Annotated in this window: 7 protein-coding genes and 1 pseudogene; 1 reads left to right on the forward strand and 7 read right to left on the reverse strand. The window is 67.3% G+C overall.

What is annotated here, in order from left to right:
• The 7 genes and pseudogenes from AOK09_RS12835 to AOK09_RS12870 all read right to left on the reverse strand — a co-directional run.
• Nucleotides 1-565: pseudogene (locus AOK09_RS12835) on the reverse strand (methylation-associated defense system protein MAD7); the annotation flags it as partial.
• Nucleotides 556-4,965: a methylation-associated defense system protein kinase MAD6 gene (gene mads6 / locus AOK09_RS12840; RefSeq protein WP_055587294.1), complete on the reverse strand. Its 4,410-nt coding sequence runs from the start codon at nt 4,963-4,965 to the stop codon at nt 556-558. The pseudogene AOK09_RS12835 and the gene mads6, both read right to left, overlap by 10 nt.
• Nucleotides 4,965-6,389: a methylation-associated defense system restriction endonuclease subunit S MAD5 gene (mads5, locus tag AOK09_RS12845; RefSeq protein ID WP_055587295.1), complete on the reverse strand. Its 1,425-nt coding sequence runs from the start codon at nt 6,387-6,389 to the stop codon at nt 4,965-4,967. Before mads5 ends, mads6 begins: the two co-directional genes overlap by 1 nt.
• Nucleotides 6,386-8,542, reverse strand: coding sequence for a methylation-associated defense system DNA methyltransferase MAD2 (mads2, locus tag AOK09_RS12850; protein ID WP_107101324.1), 2,157 nt, complete (start codon nt 8,540-8,542; stop codon nt 6,386-6,388). The genes mads5 and mads2 overlap by 4 nt, the downstream gene beginning before the upstream one ends.
• A 256-nt stretch (nt 8,543-8,798) precedes the next feature.
• On the reverse strand, nt 8,799-10,910 hold the full coding sequence (locus tag AOK09_RS12855; protein WP_245687267.1) for an AIPR family protein: 2,112 nt from the start codon (nt 10,908-10,910) through the stop codon (nt 8,799-8,801).
• A 584-nt stretch (nt 10,911-11,494) separates the two neighbouring features.
• Nucleotides 11,495-12,844, reverse strand: a complete 1,350-nt coding sequence (locus tag AOK09_RS12865) for a phospholipase D-like domain-containing protein (protein WP_157875880.1) — start codon at nt 12,842-12,844, stop codon at nt 11,495-11,497.
• 10 nt (nt 12,845-12,854) lie between these two features.
• Nucleotides 12,855-16,316 (reverse strand): serine/threonine-protein kinase, encoded by a 3,462-nt coding sequence (locus AOK09_RS12870; RefSeq protein WP_055587299.1) that lies wholly within the window; start codon nt 16,314-16,316, stop codon nt 12,855-12,857.
• Nucleotides 16,317-16,857: 541 nt separating this feature from the next.
• Here AOK09_RS12870 and AOK09_RS12875 point away from each other — a divergent pair.
• A complete protein-coding gene (locus AOK09_RS12875; RefSeq protein WP_175609295.1) occupies nt 16,858-17,430 on the forward strand; it encodes a hypothetical protein in 573 nt (190 codons plus the stop codon).
• Nucleotides 17,431-18,599: the final 1,169 nt, after the last annotated feature.

Here is an 18,599-nt window from a genome sequence, read left to right on the forward strand (position 1 = left end):
GGGTGCGGGGGCGGGTGGTGTCGGGCCGGTCCCGCATCTGTCCGCCCGCCTGTTCCACCAGGTGGAGCAGTGCCTGGGTCTCCACGTCGGTGTCCGTCCCCGGGGTGATCTCCCCGGTGACGCGGTCGACGTCGGAGAAGAAGAACTCGCGGAGCTGGTCCAGGACCCCCTCGTCGGTGGCGAGCATCTCGTACAGCTGCTCGTCGGCCCCGTACGGGCGGGACTTGCGCTTGTTGCGGAACCGGTAGGTGAGACCGTGCAGCGGTCTGGGGCCAGCCACCGCCTCGGTGGCCCTGCCCCGGTTGACCATGTCGAGGAGATGGGTGGAGGCCCACCGGGTGGTGGTCTCCCGGTCGAAGCCGTCGAAGACCTCCGGATGGTCCAGGAACAGCTTGACGAAGACGTCGGCCTTGAGCTCGTTGGAGCGGTTGATCTTGCTGGGCATGCCCTGGTGCCACAGGCGCGCGAGCAGCCCGGTCAGGACACGGTCCATGTCCAGTGTCTTGTAGTCGAGCCGGCTGATGCCGGGGTGGTGGAACGTCCCCAGGGAACCGCTCAGCGCCATGTCGTCTCCTCCGCCCTCGCGGCGTCCCCTGCGATGCCGGCCACGGTGTCGGTCGCGGTGCCCGCGTCGACCGGATCGTCGCCGTCCGCACCGCCGTTGTCGTCGCCGGACCGTGCCGTCAGTTCTTCCATGTGCAGGACGGAGTCTTCGGTGCGGTGGATCCGTCGCAGGTCGTGCCCGTGCGTGGTGAGGAGGATCTCCTGGTACGGCACGGCCCCCAGACGGTTCTTGAACACGGCGAGGGCGAGCTGCTGCCCTTGCAGGTCGGTCACGGACGGCCGGTAGCCACGCTCGAACCGCTGGAGGAGCTCGAACAGGTCGAGCCGGATGTCGAGTTCGGCCGTGCCGCCCTGGCTGCCGGCCGGATCCCGGTAGCTCAGCCGCAGCGAGGTGCGCCCCGACTCGATGTACGGCGAGGCCGCCGCGTTACCCGGTTCGAGCCGGAACCCTTCTGCGGGGAAGCGGCGGAAGGTACGGATGGTACCGCCGGACACGTCGCGCACCTTCAGCGCGAGAGCATCGCCGATCCGCTCGGGTGCTACGAGTCCCTCACCACGGTTGAGCGCCCGCAGAATCCGGTCCCGCTCCTCGGTACCCGTTTGCGTTACGCGAGACAACAACGCCATGAAGTGCAGCACCGACGGGTACGGCAGCATCCGCTCCGCACGGTCCTCGTCGTGGAGTTCGAAGTAGAGCAGGCGGCGGGCCGCGTCCACGTAGTGGCGGTGGGCAGCGACCTGGGAGACGCGTTCGGTGCCCGACCGGCCGAGCTGCTCGAACGCGCCGCGCAGCAGTACGCGATCGCGGTCGCCGCGCCCGTCGACCGCGACCAGCGCCCGGTCCTCCACGAGCCCGGCGTAGTCCAGACGACGGTCGAGCTGCGGCCGCGGAACCGCCGCCACATCGGCCTCGCGTAGCAGGGTAAGCAATCGGTCCCGCTCGCGCGGACTGCCGTCGGCGGTGGCCGGGGCGCCGAGATGGGCGGAGAAGTAGAAGCTGTCCAGGATCTCCTGACCGGAACCGGCCGCGTACAGCTGGTGGATCTCGGCGCAGTCACGGCCCGAGGTCAGGGTGTAGGCGAGCGCGGAGCGCAGGTCACGCAGGGTGATGTGGAGCCTTCCGCGCAGCTGGGTCACCTCGTAAAGGCGGCGCAGACGACGCGCAACCTGCGGGCCGGCGGCGGGGTGCTGGAAAGTCTGGGCGTTGTGCCGGGCATAACAGGTGGCGGCCAGGTCACAGCGCTCGCAGTCCTCCCAGAACCGGTCGTGTGTCATCCGATCGAGCATGCGCTCCAGGAGCGATTCGCCGTCCCGCGGTTCGCCGCCGGCGTCGAGGGAACGAGCCGCGACATCACGTGCGTTGAGGTTGACGACGGCGACGGCCTGCCCGGTGTCCCGGCCCGCCAGGCCGAGGTTGGCCACCTTGGCGAGGTGCGGGAAGCGGTCGTGGTGGTGGCTGAGGAAGTCGACCAGACGCCCCTCGTTGATGGCGATCAACCGGGTCTCCCCCGCGACCTGCCACGCCGATGCGTCAGCCCCGGCGAAGGGTGCGAAGAACTCGGCCAGTACGTCGTCGCCGCTGACCCCACCCTCGTCCTGGCTGCCGTCGTGATTGGTGCGGAACCGGTGCCCGGCCAGGGTGAAGTCACTGCCGTTGGCCCGGCGAGGCCCGAACTCGGCGCCGAGCTCGCGCGCCTGGCGTTCGAACCGCTCCAGGAAGGCCGTCTTGCCGTCGCCCGCGTTACCGGTCACCACGACCAGCGCGTGCCGGCCTTCCCGCAGCGCGGGCACGAGCTCCCGGTCCAGGGCCGTCTCGACGTACACGGACATCGTGTGCGGGTCGAGCCCGCGGGTGCCGCGGTTGCTGTGGCGGCTCTGGCTGTACAGCGTCTGCAGGTGGGCCACGAACGGGTTGGTATTCGGCTCGGGCTCCTGCGGCTCCTGACGACCGGTGCCGGGTTCCGACGGTGGCGCCGGGGGCTGCGCGGCCCGGTCGGACGAGGACGACGGGGCCACAGCCGGTGGTGGCGATGCGGGGGCGACGCGCGCGGATTCCAGCGCCTCCAGCGCGCGCAGCAGTTCCTCGGCCGTGGAGAAGCGCTCCGCCCGGTACGGGGAGATCGTGCGCAGCATGATCTCGGCGAAGCCGGGCGCCAGGTCACCGAACCCGCTGTACGCGGTGCGCGGGTCCACGGGCGGCACACCGGGCGAGGGCCGCCCAACGCCCTCCCACGGGTACTGTCCGCCGGTCAGCGCCTCATACAGGGTGACACCGAGGCCGAACAGGTCGCGATCGGTGTAGCCGGAGGCATCGGCGGGCACCTGGTCCAGGTCCGGCGGGGAGTATCGAGGGCTTGTGTAGCTGTGCCCCTCGGAGGAGTCGGAGGTCTTGGAGATCCCGAAATCGATCAGCTTGACGCCGTCGTCGGTCCACAGCAGATTGCTCGGCTTGATGTCGCAGTGCCACACCCCGCGCTCGTGGATGTGACGCAGCCCGCGCGCAGTGTCGATCGCGAGCCGCAGCACGTCCGCCGCACCCATCCGACCGCCACGGATCACCTCGGCGACGTCCTTGCCGTCGACGAACTCGAAGACCAGGTACGGGTACTCGTCCGGCGGCATCAGCCGATCCGCGTCCACCATCGACACCACATTGGGGTGCGGGGCGTTCTGCAGCCGGTCCAGGACGCCCGCCTCGCGGCGCAGCCGCTCCAGGACGGAGTCCCGGTCCCGCAGGACCAGCTTCACCGCCCGGTCGACACTCCGTATCGTGTCGTACACCCGGTAGGCCACACCGAACGAGCCGGGCCGGCCGAGACGGTGGCGCACCAAGTACTTCGTACCGAGCTGGTGGTCGGCCGGCAGGTCGCGGTAGAACTCCGGGCCCCGCGGACCGTCCTGCACGGGCTGCCCGGCGGAGGCCGCAGGAGGAACCGGGGGAACTGCGGCCGAGGAGCCGATACGCCGGGCCGGAACCCGCCGCGCTCCTATCACCAGGTCCAGGCGGCGCAGCGCCTCCACGGCGGTCGGCCGGTCGTCTGGAGCCGTCGCGCACAAATTCTGCAACCAGTGAGCCAGTTCGACGCGGACCTCGGCGGCTTCGAGGACCTGCGCAGGGAGCCTCCCTGCCGCGTCGGCCTGCTCGGTGGCGGAGGTGAACGGCAGCTCGCCGGTGAGGAGCCGGAACCCGATGACACCGACCGCGTAGATGTCCGACTTCATGCCCATCGCCGCCGGGTCGGCATGGCACTCGGGCGCCAGATACGCGCGATCGGCGACCTGGTACGCCTCCCGCATGACCGTGTGGGCACGGCGCTGCGCGGTCTTCGCGTACTCGAAACCGGTCAGCATCGCCCGGCCGTCCTGCGCGATCAGCACGGTGGACGGGTTCAGCTCGCGGTGCGCGATCAGGCGGCTGTGCGCGTGGGCCAGGCCCATCAGCACGTGACGGATCGTCCGCAGCTTCGCGTCGGCGGTCAGCGGGTCCGCGGCCCCGTTCAGGTGCAGGGCGAGGGCGTGCCCCGGAACGTCGTCGTAAACGGTGACGAAGGAGTCCCTGTCCTCGTCGGCGAAGAAGTCCCGCACCCCGACCACGTTCGGGTGCGAGGGCAGCTTGCCGAGCGCCTCGTACGCGATGCCGATCCGCTTCTGCTGCTGGAGCCGCTCGGCCTCCGGCGCGTACGGATCCGCCCTGCGGACGGAGAGCCGGACCGTGCCCGACCCCTGCACCGCGAGGGCGTTCTTCGCCCGGTACTCGCGATGGACGCCGTCGCCCTCCTCCGGGCCCGTCTCGCTCAGTCGCTCGATCACTTCCCAGCTACCGAACCGCAGGGGGCCCGACGGCGGCCGGGACGAGCCCTGCACCCCACGCACGATCAGCTCGTGGTGTGCGGAGACGTCCGTGTCGAAGCGGTTGGTCGAGGTGGGTACGCGGCTCGCGTCCGCGAGCCGGCCGATCAGGTCCGGGAGGGTGACGGTGTCACGGGCGTCGTGCTGGTGGGGCGTCCGGTCGACGAGCAGGGCGTCGGGTGCGGACAGGACGACGAGGGCGTCCGTGTAGAGCCGGGACAGCGGACGGTGGGCCGTCTCCAGGAGCGTCTTCAGCTGCTTGGCGTGTCCGCGCAGTTTCGGCAGCGGGGAGCGGAACGGCGCCCGGCGAGAGGGCTGCCAACGGCCGCCGTCGACCTCGATGCGGCCCCGGGTGCCCTTGACGTCGATGACGTACACGGCGTGCCCGGTGACCACGACGAGGTCGACCTCGAACAGCTCGCTCCGGTTGTACGGAATCTCGACGGAGTGCAGGACCGTCCAGTCGTCGGGGGCGTGATCACGTAGGTGCGCGATCACCCTCCGTTCGGCATCGTTGACGGCCTTCCCAACGGCAACGATCCTGACACCCATCAGTCGGCGGCCTCCTCGATGGCGGTGGTGAGCAGCGAGAGGGCCTGATCCTCCAGGGCGTCGGCTTCGTCGCGGCATTTGTAGGCGTGGCGGACGGTGGCGGCGATGCGGGCGCGGGCGGCGGGGGGTGCGAGGGGGACCGGCAATTCACGCAGGAACCTCGGGTGGTATTCCTGCTGCTTGCCCCCAACGCTGAAGGACCGAAGGGCACGGAATGCTGCCTCGGACCTGAAGAAGGCGAACAGGTAGGCACCAGGTACGTCAGAGTCCCCGCTGACGACACGAACGTAGTCCTGGCTGTACGCGTGCTTGAGCCATGACCCAGTCACGAGAATGGAGCGGCTGTACACCTCGTTCTCGCCGAGGGTGCCGCGGGCGGCAATCAGAATGGTCTCGTCCTGGAGCCGAATGTCATCAGGAGCGTGCGCTTCACTGATCCAGCGCCCCTCAGGGCGGAGCCAGAACGACTGGCGTTGGCCGATGAGGCGGATGCCATGCTCTGAGTCGCTGTCGATTCGCTTGAACCGCGCGCCCGTACGCAGGCTGCCGCCCTCGCAGATGGAGCCGAGCGATCGGCCACTCACGGAGCCTAGCTTCTCGATCAGCTGTTGTGCTCTTGGCGCGAAATTCAAAGCTCGCAGCGAGGCAGAGCCCACGCTCGGAACCTCGAATCCGAGGTCACGCTCCTGCTGTTGCCAGCCGATATCGATCAGCTCAGGTAGCCCCGCGCTCGTGAAGAGGTCCTTCGTCGCACTGACCGAGGACGACTGGAACTCGGCGCGCAGCCGCGCGCACTCCTCCACCAGGTCGTGGATCCGGCCTTCGAGCTCTGCCCCCAACCGCGGCACCGGCAGCCCCGCGATGTGATGCGGCTCGATGTGCTTCACGGCCGAGCCGTACACCGACCCCCGCACGAGCGACTCACCGAACTTGCTGAGTAGGAAGGCGTAAAGATACCCGGACTTGATCTTCTCCGGATCGGGCTCGACCTTGAGCGTGTCCTGCGAAGACCAGCAGTCACCCATGTCGGGCCGAACATATGCCCGCCGACCGGCGTTGAATCCCGAGCACGAGATCAGCGTCATCCCGGGCTTGAGCTGGAGATACGACAAAGCCGACGACTCCGCGTCCGACTTTCGTAGCCGGGGCAACCCGGTCAGGTCGGCCGCCATCATGTCCTTCGTCCCGAGGAACGGCACGCTGTGCTCTGGATCGGTGAGATAGACCCGACGGAACATGGGCCCGTTGAAGATCCCCCCGTTGTGCCCCGCCGTCAGACTCGCCAGCGGCTGCGTCCGCGGCAGCTGCTCCAGCAGCTTCTTCGTCTTCATGGACCCCGCCACATACGGCGAGGCATCGAGCCGAAGCCCCTGATCCGCGAACCAGTCCGACTTCACCGGGTTGGACAGCTCGGCGACCTTCACGCCCCGGCCCCCGTTCCCGCCAGCCGTGCCGTACGCGGGTCCACGCCCGGAACCGGGTACTTGGACCGGAACTCCCGGTACTTCTCCGCGATCACCGGCAGGTCGTTGTCGATGACCTTCTTGCTGCGGGTCAGCGGTCGGGTCACCTCCTTGCCCCGGATGCGTAGCCGCTCCATGACGACCTCCGTCTCCACCACGATCTCCCCGTTGGGCTCACGCTTGTAGAGCTCGTTGCCGCGTCGGTCGAAGCCGACCTTCTCCGCGACGGCCATGAAGACGGGGTACGCCTTCTCCGTCCCGAGGTCGTGGTTTTGGATCTCCTGCCGGGTCTTGCGCTTCAGGAAGAGGAGCGAGGTGAGGATGTTGACGTTGGCGTCGACAACGAACGTCTCCACCGGCAGCTCGACGCTTGCGAGAACCCAGCAGTTCCGCAGGATGTACCGGCGGATCGCCTCGTCCGTCGGCCCCGGGTTCGACAGGATGCCGTTCGGCAGGACGATTCCGATCCGCCCGCCCGGCTTGACCCACTCGATGGCTCGCTGGATGAACAGCTGCTCCGGTGCCATGCTCGACGGCACGCTGGTCGTGCTCGCCTCGACCTCGCCGGTCTCCTTGTTGCGGCCCCACGACCGAGCGATCCCGTCACGGAACGAGCCGAGCACCGACTCATCGCTCACCGGGATGTCCGCGCCGAACGGCGGGTTGGTCAGGAGTACGTCCACGGTGGGCTTGTCGAGCGGGATCTTCTTCTTCGCCGCCTCCACACCCGAGAGGTGTCCCCGCGGGAAGGCGAGCGAGTCCATGTGGAAGACGTTCCCCGTGGTCTGCGCGAGCGTCATGATCGCCATGGTTGTCGCCCGCACCAGGAACGGGTCGAAGTCGGCGCCGAACAGGTGCTCGTCCGCGAACTCCTTGAGCTTGTCGCCGTACCGCTCCCGCTCCTCCTGCGTGTCCGGGAAACCGAGCGTGCCGGCCTCCTTCTTCCAGGTGCGGTGCAGGTGCTTGAGGGTGGCCTGGAGGAAGCCACCAGTGCCGCAGGTCGGGTCGAGGACGGTCTCGTCCTCCTTCGGGTCGAGCATCTCGACCATCAGGTTGACCGCGCCGCGCGGGGTGAAGTATTGGCCTCGGTCGCCGCGCAGGTTAGTGCCGACGAGCTCCTGATAGGCGAGGCCTTTGGCATCGACGTCCGTACCGATCAGGTCGTACGGGGCGAGCTCGCTGACGATGAAGGCGAGCGCCCGGTCGGAGAGAGTGATCTCGTCCGTGGGTTTGAATACGTCCTTGTACTCGGTCTTGACGTCTTCGAAGAGCAGCTTGACGCGCTGGCTGATGGCCGCCCGGCCGTTCGCGTCGAACATCTCCTTCAGACCGGTGCGGAACCGGCCGTGCACGGAGCCGTGGCTGATCCGCTCGTCGTACATCTTGGCGAAGAGCAGGTAGAGGAACTGCCAGAAAGCGGCGTCCTTCGGCATGCCCTCGTTGCCGTGGATGTAGTTGTGGCAGCGCCGGAAGGCGATCTTGAGCATCTCAGGGTCGGCCTGACGCAGCCGCTGGTGCGAGGCGACGGTACGACTGCCGAGGGTGCCGTCGGCGACCTCCCAGTCGCTGCGGTCCTCGAAGTCGGCACCGAAGTCGCCGACCACCTTCTTGAGGAAGAAGAAGTCGACACCGTCGGTCCACATGCCGTCCGCGCACTGCGGGCGGTCCTCGTTGCCCATCAGTTCCTGGAGCTCCTCCAGGTCCTTCCGGGCCTGGTCGGGCTCGCGGAGCTTGACGACGTTCTTCCCGCGCTTGGGCTCCGGCTTGCAGATCACGACCCGCCGCAGGTTCGCCACGGTGTGCGGGGCGCCGGACTCGAAGATCGCGATGTCGGCCTTCTTGCTCCGCTTCCGCTTGGCACCCTCCTCACTGACCGTGATGGAGAAGTCGCGCTGCATGTCACCGGGGTCGATGCCGTGCTCGTGCACCAGGGCTCGGGCGATCCGCTGCCGGACCTTCTCCTTCGCCGTCTCCGGGATCGCATCACCGGAGATGTAGTCGACGACCTGGCCCTCCTTGAGGGCCGTGACCTTGGGCTCGGAGCCCTCCGCGACAGGCTCCGCGTCCTCCTCGGGCCGCTGCGGGATGTCCAGGTCCAAGGTCAGTTCCTCCATCGGCGTGCTGCTGCTTTCCTGTGCTCGGTGGTGCGGCTGGGGGCCTGCGCCCCGGGCGGTCCGTGCGTGCGCCGTCACAGCCGCCACCTGTGATCCTACGGCCCGAGGGCGCCACCGAAGGCGCGTTTCGCCAGGCCCGGAGGATGCGCGGTCTGGTGTCTCCGGACCCTACAAGGGAGCACTGACAACGCTCGGGCGGAAGCGGACGCTGAGGCCGGGCCAACGGCGCCCCCAGCCCTTTTCCCCCTGGCCGCGGTCACCTCTCCGTCGGCTCGTTGCCCTCCCGCAATCGCACTGCCAGAGCCAGCTCGTCCAGCGACCCCTTACCCGGCACGAACCACCGGATCGTGCCCTGCGTCGAGCCGTCCACCCCGGACGCCTCGAAGCGCATTTTCCGCGCGAGGCCACTGGGCGAGTACCACGCGTCGTCGGCGTGCCACTGCAAGGGGTTACGCCCCGCCTCGTTGCTCCACGTCGCCTGGGCCCGCCGCGGATCCGCCGCCAGCCACTCAGTCATCTCACGGCGCTCGGGCTTGCTGTACGGGCGGAACTCCAGGACCGTGCCCCCCTCGATCTCGCCGGCGGCGACCAGGGTTGTCACGGCGTTCACCTTCCGCCCCCGGGCCTCGGCCGCAGCTACCTGATAGTCCTCGTTGAGCGCCGGTGCCTTCTCCTCGGAGTCGAGCTTGCGCAGGGCCGCACGTACCACTCGTTCGATACGTTCGGTGTTCCGGACGGCGGCGATGATGTGGCTGGACGTGCCGTACTCGTTGTCGATCGCGTCGAGCACCCAGGACAGGGTGTCACGGACCAGGCCGGGTACCTTGGCGAGCTCCGTCGCCCAGTCGCCCCCCGGGTCCTCGATGGCCCTGGTGTCCAGGCGGCGGTAAACGATGTGGGTGACCAGGAGGTCGCCGTAGAAGGCCGCCGCGTCGGCGCGCCAGACCAGCCCCTCGCGCAGGAGCTGCAACTGCGCCCGGACCTCACGGAGAAGTTCGACACTGCGCCAAACCTTGAAGACGTTCGGTTCAGGACCGAAGGTCTCCTGGTAGTTGCGGTCCTCCCACAGCCCGGCGAGGTTGTCGTCACGCTTGGCCACGGCTGCGAGCCGGGCGTTCGGGCTGACGGCCGCGAGGGCCTCGGCGGCCTCGGTGATGGAGCAGCCGTGCGCCGGATCAGGCAGCGTCTCACCGCGCTTGATGACGTAACTTCGCTTGAGGAGCATGGCGAAGTCATCGCGAAGCCTGACCTGGCCGGGGTCAAGTGACTTGAAGTCGCGCTCCTCGATCGGGTTCTGCGTGTTCGTGGTGGTGGTCACCTGGTCGCCGAAGCCGGGCGGGCAGTCCTCCAGGGAGATCAGGCGCACAAGGACCCGCCCGTCCTGCGCCGCGCCGGTGTCCTCGGTGAAGGCTCGGTAGATGGCACTCACCGTCTGCGCACCGTTGACCACGCTGACGCCGGACAGCTGGAAGTTGCCCACTTTGCCGGGCAGCGCCCGGCCGATCGGCTGGATCGACTCGCACAGCATGGTGATGCCGTTGCTGAAGTACCAGAAGTGCTCGGGCGCTTCCCGCAGGGTCTCCCTGATCTTGGAGTTGACGTCGCTCTCGTCGAGTGAGTCGCGGATGTTCCGGGCGAAGAGGCCGCGCCGGTGCTCCTCATAGAGATCTGCGAGGTCGGGGACGGTCATGGTGCCGTACAGCGCCCTGTACGGCGTCGACTCCTGGCCGAAGCACTCCAGCTGCACCTTGGTGTCGATCTTTGGTGCGGCGGAGTCGCCGAAAATCGCGCGGTGGAAGTCGCGCAGGTCGAGAACCTTGACTTCAACCATGTCGCGGACGACCTGGTTCTGCTCGTCCTGCTTCATCTTGATCAGCTCGCGTACGCCGTCGCTGAGCGGCGCCTCGCGCATCAGGGCGAGCACCAGAGTGATCTTCGGGGTGCCGGATTCGTAAGCCCGTTCGACGTCGGGGACGAACGGCTGGAAGCGGCGGTTGAACCGGCCGAAGTTCCGGTCGAGCATCAACTCCAGACCGTGGAACATCTTGTGCACCTCGGCCTCGCCGAAGCCGCCCCTGTTCTGGTCGCTCCACTTCGCCTGCACCAGGCAGATCCGGGAACGTGTGGCGCTGAAGTCCACCGCGATCGAGTCAAGGCCCTGATCGTCCTGCCCGTCGAAGACCCTCGCGGCGGCGACCCGGTCACTGCACGGGTGCTCGATCTGCGCGGCGAGCGCGGCCAGACCACGGCTCAGGAACGCCTGATGGCGATTGGCCTCCGACAGGCGCTCCTGGTCCGACATGTCGATGAGGCCGGTGAAACGGTCCTCGATCGCCTTGCGGACGTACCCCACGTGCAGTCTGCTCACGATCCACCCCTGTCAATTGATTCTGGCTGCGGTGTGGCGCAGGTCGTGCAGACCGATTTTCGGCAGGTCGAGTACGGTGCTGCGCTTGCGGAGTTGGTCGAGGACCCACTGGGGGCGCTGCGGCGCGCCGTCGGGACGAGCGAAGACGAGGCCTTCCAGTCGCCCGTCGGGTGGGCCGCCATCTGGAGGTCGGCGGTGGGTGCAGACGTGCCGGCGTGAGCTGCTGGACCGCACGTTGATCTGGAATCAGCGCCACCTCTGCCACGCTCTGCGGGACTTTGAGCGGTTCTACAACTGTCATAGGCCCCATCAGGGCATCGCAAACGCCTGTCCGTTGCACTCCTTGCCCCGGGCGATCACCGATCCAGGGCAGATCGCCCGCCTCGACATACGTAGGCGGGAACGCCTGGGAGGCATCCTTCATGAGTACGAACATGCCGCGTGACCTGGACGGACGAGGTTTCCGGCAAGGGCAGGATCGGTGGCAGTCGTCGGCGATGACGAGGTCGAAGGACTCAGTGGGCAGATCGGGCCGGTAGCGGACTCCCGACGTCGGGTTGCCCCCGGACAGCACGCGAAGGACTTCACCCTCCAGCGCTGACGCGGTGCTTGTCGATTTCAGCGAGAAAGTAGGCGTGCTGGGCGTCCGCGAAGTCACGGCCGCGGATGAGGTTACCTTCCTCCATCCGGTACGTGCGCTCTTTGGAGCCCTGGAAGGAAAGCCAGTTGAAGGACGTGGTGACGCAGGTGTGGTCAAAGATGAGGATCTTGGCGTGGGTGCCGCTCAGCCGGTTGAAGGTGAACGTCTTCGGGTAGGCCTTGGCCAGATCTTCCAGATTCTGAACAGCCTCGGGGTCACACTTGCGGTCGTGGAGGGAGAAGCCGTAGGCGATATCGACGCGGATTCCACGGCGTACCCGGCTTTCGAGTTTGTTCATGAAATCTTCGGTGACGACGGACTTCTTGATCCAGGGAGACATGATCAGGACTCGCTGTGTGGCCTGTGTCAGAGCTTCCTGAAGGAGATCGGGGTGTTCGAAGACGCTGACCCCGCGGACCTGGATCTGCTCTTCAGCTTCCAGGGCAGGCTGGACTACGTCGGCCACACGGTGAGCGTGCGAGCGGGTGCTGTCGACAGGGACCCGAATACTCTCGAGGCCCTCATCCAGCATCGGGCGTTCGGCGGGTGGATCGACGCGAATGTCCAGGGTGTCCGCTCCGCCGAGGCTGATCAGCGCGATGTCGTGTGCGCCGGAGAGCTTGCCGTCGAGCACGACGGCAAGCTGGATCTCCGCGCGGTCCGGATCCGTGTAGACAAGTAGGTCCACTGGTAGGTAGCGGGGGGTGCGCGGCTGCTTAATGCGGCGGACCGCCAAAACCGTGAGGGAGCTGTCAGGGATCGTGCGGAGGAGATTGTTGATCTTCTCCGGGGTGAGGTCGTCCATATGAACGGGGGCTGTGGAGGCAGCCGGGAGCAGCAGCAGATCCTCGTCTGCAGCCTGACTGGCACGGATCAGCAGAGCGGGGTCGTAGGGTTGGACTTCTCTGAGGGTCTGGTCGAAGTAGAACCTCATCGTCTTGCGGGTCGGCTGGATGGCGGCGTGTTCGTTGGCGACCTGATCGCCCAAGGGTGTGAGTCGGACGCGCTCGTCGGCTCGTCCGGCAGTGGGGTCGAGGCGCAGATGCCCCCGGTACAGGCTGTCAGCGAGGGTCCGGTTGACGGGATCGCTGGGGAAGCCGAGAAGTCCGCTGATGTCCGCTGGGGCGGTGACGCCTGCCTGGACCAGGCGCAGGGTAGTCTCGGTCAGGAGCGGGAGATCTTTGCGCTCCTGGGCGTCGACCTCGACGCTGAGCGTGGTGACGGGCAGCCCTGCGGGAACGATCGCTACCAGGTTCAGCCCGTCGCGGGCGTTGCCGAACAGGTCGGCGAGCAACGTGTACCGGCTAGCGGTGGGCATCGCGGACCTCGCAGTCGTCTCGGTGGGTTTCCATGTAGTCGAGGACCTCGCGCAGTGGGCCGGGCTTGCTCTTGCAGAACGCAGCGTCACCGATGATCGTCAGCCCGAATCGGGCCCGTGAGAGGGCTACGTTGATTCGCCGCCGATAGGGCGCACCGATGAACCCGAATCGTCCTTGGTCGTTGCTGCGAGTGACGCTGACAACGGCGAGGTCGCACTCGCGTCCCTGCACGGCATCGACGGACAGAACCTCCACGTCCAGGTGCGGAAGCTGAACAGCTGCCAGCTGCCGACGTAGTTCGTCGACCTGTCGGCTGTAGGGCGCGATCGCTAGGACCTCCAGGCGGTCGCCCTTCGGCGGCTCGATGATGCGGTGCCCGATGGCACTGTCGATGCTCCGCAGCCTCTGCACGACCTGCTGCGCTTCGGCGCGGTTGACCACACTGGTCTCCCCGCCGGCGCGGCTGGCCTCCCGGCGGGCCGCTCCCAGGGATCTGGTGTCGATCCACAGCACCGGCTTCCCGAGCGCCGCATATTTGTGGAGCTGGTGAGTGCCGGGGGACTTCAGCTGGCGGCGGTAGAAGCAGTTGCTGATGAGGTTCCCGATTGCCGGGGTCATGCGGTACTGCTCGGTGAGCATGTGCCGTACTGGGAAGGTGGTCTGTCGGACCAGATGGTCGAACAAGGTGGTGGTTACCAGCTCGGGGGTGAGCCGGTGCTCCTGCATGATGGCCCTATCCCTGAGCAGGTCTTCGTCCAGCGGTGGGAGCTGTTCGGTATCGCCGACCAGGATCCAGCGCTTGGACCGCACGAGCGGCACAAGGGCTTCCGTTGCCGTCGCCTTCGACGCCTCATCGAAGATGCACAGGTCGAACTCCAGAGCCCGGGCGGCTGGGTGCCCCAGAAACCCGATGGCGGTTCCGCCGACGACGTTCCTGGTCCGCAGGTACTCCGCGACGATCTCCCGGTCGCTGCCCATCCGCTGCAGCCAGTCGCCTTGGACGGCGATGACCTTCATCAGGTCCCGAGCTTCACGGCTGTCTCCGAGTAGCGCGGCAACCGTGTCCCGGGCCTCCAGCGAGGTCCGCTCTTCGCTGAGCGTCAGGTCGCCGCCGATTTCTCTTTGGACATCGGTGAACACCTCGGCGCGGCGTTCCAGCAGGGCGTCGCGGCGCTGGCGTGCCGAGACGATCGCCTCGCCGAGTGCCTGCTCTGAGGTGGCGTGTTCGCCGTCACCGTGTTCCAGCTTTGTCAGGTGAGCCTCGACGTGGGCGAGGTCGGCGGCTACGGATGCGAGCTCCTCCAAGTGCAGGGCGCCTCGCAGGTGACGGGGCTCTTGACCGTGTCGGAGGGCCATCTCTTCCAGGTAATCCTGGGCTCGGTGGCGGGCTCGCTGTACCCACTTCTTCAGTTGGGGGTCGAGCAGAAGATGCCGAGCGCCCGGCGCCACGCCGGGGTCGTCGGGGCGGCCCAGCCGGACGATGCCAGCGACGCCGGCCTTCTCGAGCCGGTTCAGCGCGTTGTCGATGGCGATGTGGGTCTGGCTGACGATGAGGATCTTCATGCTGGGGTCGCGTCTGAGGTTTTGCTCGACGATCTCGGCGATCACCGTGGTCTTTCCCGTCCCTGGAGGACCCTCGACCACCAGGAGCGGCTGCGTGCCCAGGGCGTGGCGCACCACGTCGCGCTTGCTGTCGTCCAGGTCCTGCCGGACCCACGCGGTGACCTCAACTGGCGTGCCGACGCCAGAGTGTCCGGGGTCGAGCACGATCGACGGCAGGTCCGGATTGGCGATCGCCCCTTCGCTGACCAGGGCCGCCAGAGCATCCCGCTGGCGATTCAGAGAGACCCGGGTGGGGCCGAGATAGGGCACGAGGACTCCGCGTGCGGGCAGCTTCGCCCCAGGGCGGCACCGCAGAGTGACGATGTCCTCCTCGCGGTCGACGGCGACAACGTCGCCCCGTTCGATCGGGCGGCCGCGCTCGTGCTCGGCGACCGACCACTCCTCCCCAACCTCAGCCGTGGCGGTCTGGGACAGATGAACCCGCCACAGCCGGCCGTCACTGCCTGGGGATGCCAACGTGTACGTCAACGGCTTGCGGCCCCCAGCAGCGAGGTCGTCGCGCGCATCCAGCAGACGCGACCACCCCTCAAACAGGTCCGCTGGCGCGGCGGAGAGGCGTTCCTGCTCTGCTTGCGCGCGTTCGTCGACCTGCCGGTCCAGCCGGTCCAGCATCCCGTCGAAGCCGTTGCGCGCCGCCTTTGCGCTCGGCTCGGTGAACGTGAACGTCAACGACGAGCCGATATCGACCCGGGACTCGCACCACCTGGCCTGCTGCTCCGGTGGCACCTGCTTCACGTGGATGACGAGCACCCGGTTCAGTTCGGGAACCGTGTCATCGTGGACGATCTTTGCCAGCAGGCTGCGGCCCGCAAGCTGCACGACGGACTCGTCGATGGATCCAGTGACTTGATCCTTCCGGAAGTCCGCATGCACCGGACCGCTGAAGTCCTCCAGGAGAATCGACTGCGCCCGCTGCCACTCATCGGGGCCAGCGCCGTTCATCTCTCCTTTCGGTAGTCCCAAAATGTTCTCCGCGGCACTCTTGGTCAGCTTCAGCCATAGGTGGTTGCCGCGCCGCGCGGCACTGTCGTCCAGCTGCTGCTCCGCGCGAGTCAGCTGCTGCTCCAACACGCACGCGTTCGCTGGTCGCCCTCCAGGCTGCAGATCCACACAGGCCCGCAGGATGTCGCGGAGTTCTTCCTCCAGGTCCAGGTTGTCGAGGACGGGCAGCAGGTCCGGATAGTCCTTCGCGCCGCCGCCTGACAGCGCCTGCACAGCCAACACTCCCCAGCTGAAGACGTCCCGGACGAACGGGATAGTGTTTTGGCGTTCCGGCGGCGAGTACAGGGCCGACCGGTAGCCAGCGACCGTCTCCCCGGCCGAGAGGTTGTCCCGGATCTTCGCGATGCCGAAGTCGGCGAGCTTGACCACACCGTCAACGGTGACCAACACGTTCCCCGGCTTGACATCTCGGTGCTCGATTTCCTGTAGGTGCGCGCACGCCAGAGCCGACAGCAGCGGTGCTCCGACCTCCCTGTAGAAACGCCCCCAACCCATCGGCTTGCCGCGCTCGAGCTCCTCCCGCAGGTTGTGCTCGACCCACTCCAGTACCAGATAGGACTGTCGCAACTCTGGAGACCATCCGGCGTCTAGCATCCGCACGATGTTCGGATGCTCCGCCTTCCCCAGCCGCTTCAGCGACTCCTGCTCCCGTTGCAGGAACTCCGTCGACAGTCGACCGCGACCCTCGTCGAGGAGCTTCACTGCCACGGTCTCGCCGGTTGGGCTCTGCAAGTCGATCGCCCGGTGGACCACCGACATGCCGCCCTCACGCGCCCCGTCCCCCAACAGCAGAAACCGGTTGTTGATGCGCTGCTCCGGCATGCTGTCCGTGCCCCCTCGTCCCGCCCTGTCCCCAGACGCCTCATTCTGGCAGCCCTGTCGGGCCCGACGGGCAAATCTTCGGGATCTCCCATCTCGCCAGAGGCCAAGACGGCCTGCTCTGCGGTTCGGTGTCGAGTTCGCCGAAGCCGGGTGCCGAACCGCGACACCATTCAGGCGCCCCCGCCAGGCCACGCCCAGGGCCTCCAGCTTTTCGACCCGCCCGCTGGTCAGCTTGGCCTTCCGGGCTCTGGTGTTGTTCAGCCGGGCGCTCAGCGCCGCGATCGCCGCGCCGCCACCAGAACCTTGTGGTCGCCGGTGACAGCGACGGCCGACCGTCGGGAAGCACCGCCGTTGTCGCCGAAAGGGAGTTGGATCTTTCTCCGGCCCTGAAATACGTGCCGCTGAACACTCTGGCCGCGGAGATCGACCGCGAACTCGCGCGTGGGGTCCGCTCGTCCGGCAGCCTCCCCCAGAGCGTGATGAGCACCATGCACGAAAAGGCGCGCGCTCTGGCGCATCCACAGCGCTGCAGGACATCGGGTTGCTCGAACAGGTCGATGACGCGCTGCGGGACAAGCGCAGCGTCTTCAAGGTGGCGGAACCGGTGATACAACTGCACCAGCTGCTGATCCAGCGGCACGAGCCCGAGCTGGTCGTGGGACGCGCCGACCGGGTCTGGACGGAGAACGCCGACACGGTCGCCGGGAAGATCTACGGCCCCCACTTCGAGGAGCTGGCCCGGCAGTGGTGCTTCGAGCACGCATCCGACGAGACGCTGGGCGGCAGGGCAAGCTGGGTACGCCCGACGGAGATCCCATGCCGGGAACACCGGCGAGGACATGAGCTGGACCTGGTGGTCGGGGAGTCCCCGGCCTTCTGCTCGGAGCGGATCACCGCGATCGGGGAGGCCAAGGGCACGGTCAAGCCTGTGGATGTGGCGGAACTCGAGCGACTGGAGCACCTGCGGGGCCTGCTGCCAGGCCACCGCGTCGGGACGTCGCCCAAGCTGCTGCTGTTCGCCCGCTCCGGATTCACCGTCGAACTAGGCCGTGTGGCCAGCGGCCGTGGTGATGTCGAGCTTGTCGACCTCGAGCGGCTGTACCAGGGGGCATGACCTCGATCGACTGTCGGATCCGCACAAGGGGCGGGGTGTGGTCGTGCGGCGGAGCGGCTCGCTCTGCCACAGGCCTTCCACCTGGTGACGGCCGAATCAGCAGTGCAAACAAGAATTTCGCCGCTGCCGACATACTGTCCATGTGATTTTCTGCGCCGCCCACATACGACAGATGGCAATACTTGGGAAAATCGGCTGGCCCATTTTCTGAGAACGACTGAAAGTGACGGGTGTGGAATCCTGCCCCAGTTGCCTCCTCGCGGGTTGTCTGACTTTTCTGTTAGGGGTTCCCATTGAATCGCTCCAGACGTACGCTGACGGTATGAAGGGCATGCGAACCCGCTGCTCACGCTCCCGGGCTGGGGACCAGCTGGGGACCAGGCGTCGTGCGCGACCCTTCACGAGCTGCGCTTTCGTGAACGTATTGCGCGTGTGGTAAGGCGCTTGACGTGGAGAAATGCAAATTCATGCCTGACTGGGGGTCAAGTGCGCTTGACCCTGTGCCCCGATGCGAGTCGGGAGCCCTCTCGGTTGGGGAATGCCCAGCTCAGTGGCCTTCTTGGTCTTGACTTGTCGGCGGTGCTCGCGGCTAGGGGAGTGCGCTCCGTGTTGATCTACCTGGGAGTCGATCAGGGGTGGTCGCTCTGTGTCTTCGGAGGCGAGTGACGGCCGGAGGCGGTGACGTCTCTCCTGGCGAGCGCAGTTTAGGGTATCTGAGTCTCCGAATTTGCGCACATTCTCAGCGGGTCAGCCGATAAGGCGATGGTGACGGGGCGTGTGAGTTATGACCTGTCCTGGCTGCGGCCGCCCGGGTTTTTCGCTGATTTGCGCCGGGTCTGCAAGATCGTGCGGTGGGACGTGCTGAAGTACTCGCCCGCTGGTGATCGGGTTTGCTGGCAGGCTGCTCCGGCGCCGGCGCTGTTTGGTCGATGCCTCGCCTGGCGGGCGTTGCCGGCATTGATTGGCGCACGGGGGGTGCCCGTGGATTGTCGGGTCCTCAGTCCGAGTGAGACGTGCTTCTCCAAGTGGGGCGGCAGGGCCGCCGCTGCCGTCCACGAGGTGTCGCCGGCCAGGGCTTGTCGAACGTGAACTGTGGGGGACTGCCCTCTACCACACGAATGCCTGTTTCCGGGGCGCCCGCGTTCGCCGGATCCTGGGGCCCATGGTGA

The organism is Peterkaempfera griseoplana (assembly GCF_001418575.1).
GTDB lineage: Bacteria > Actinomycetota > Actinomycetes > Streptomycetales > Streptomycetaceae > Peterkaempfera > Peterkaempfera griseoplana.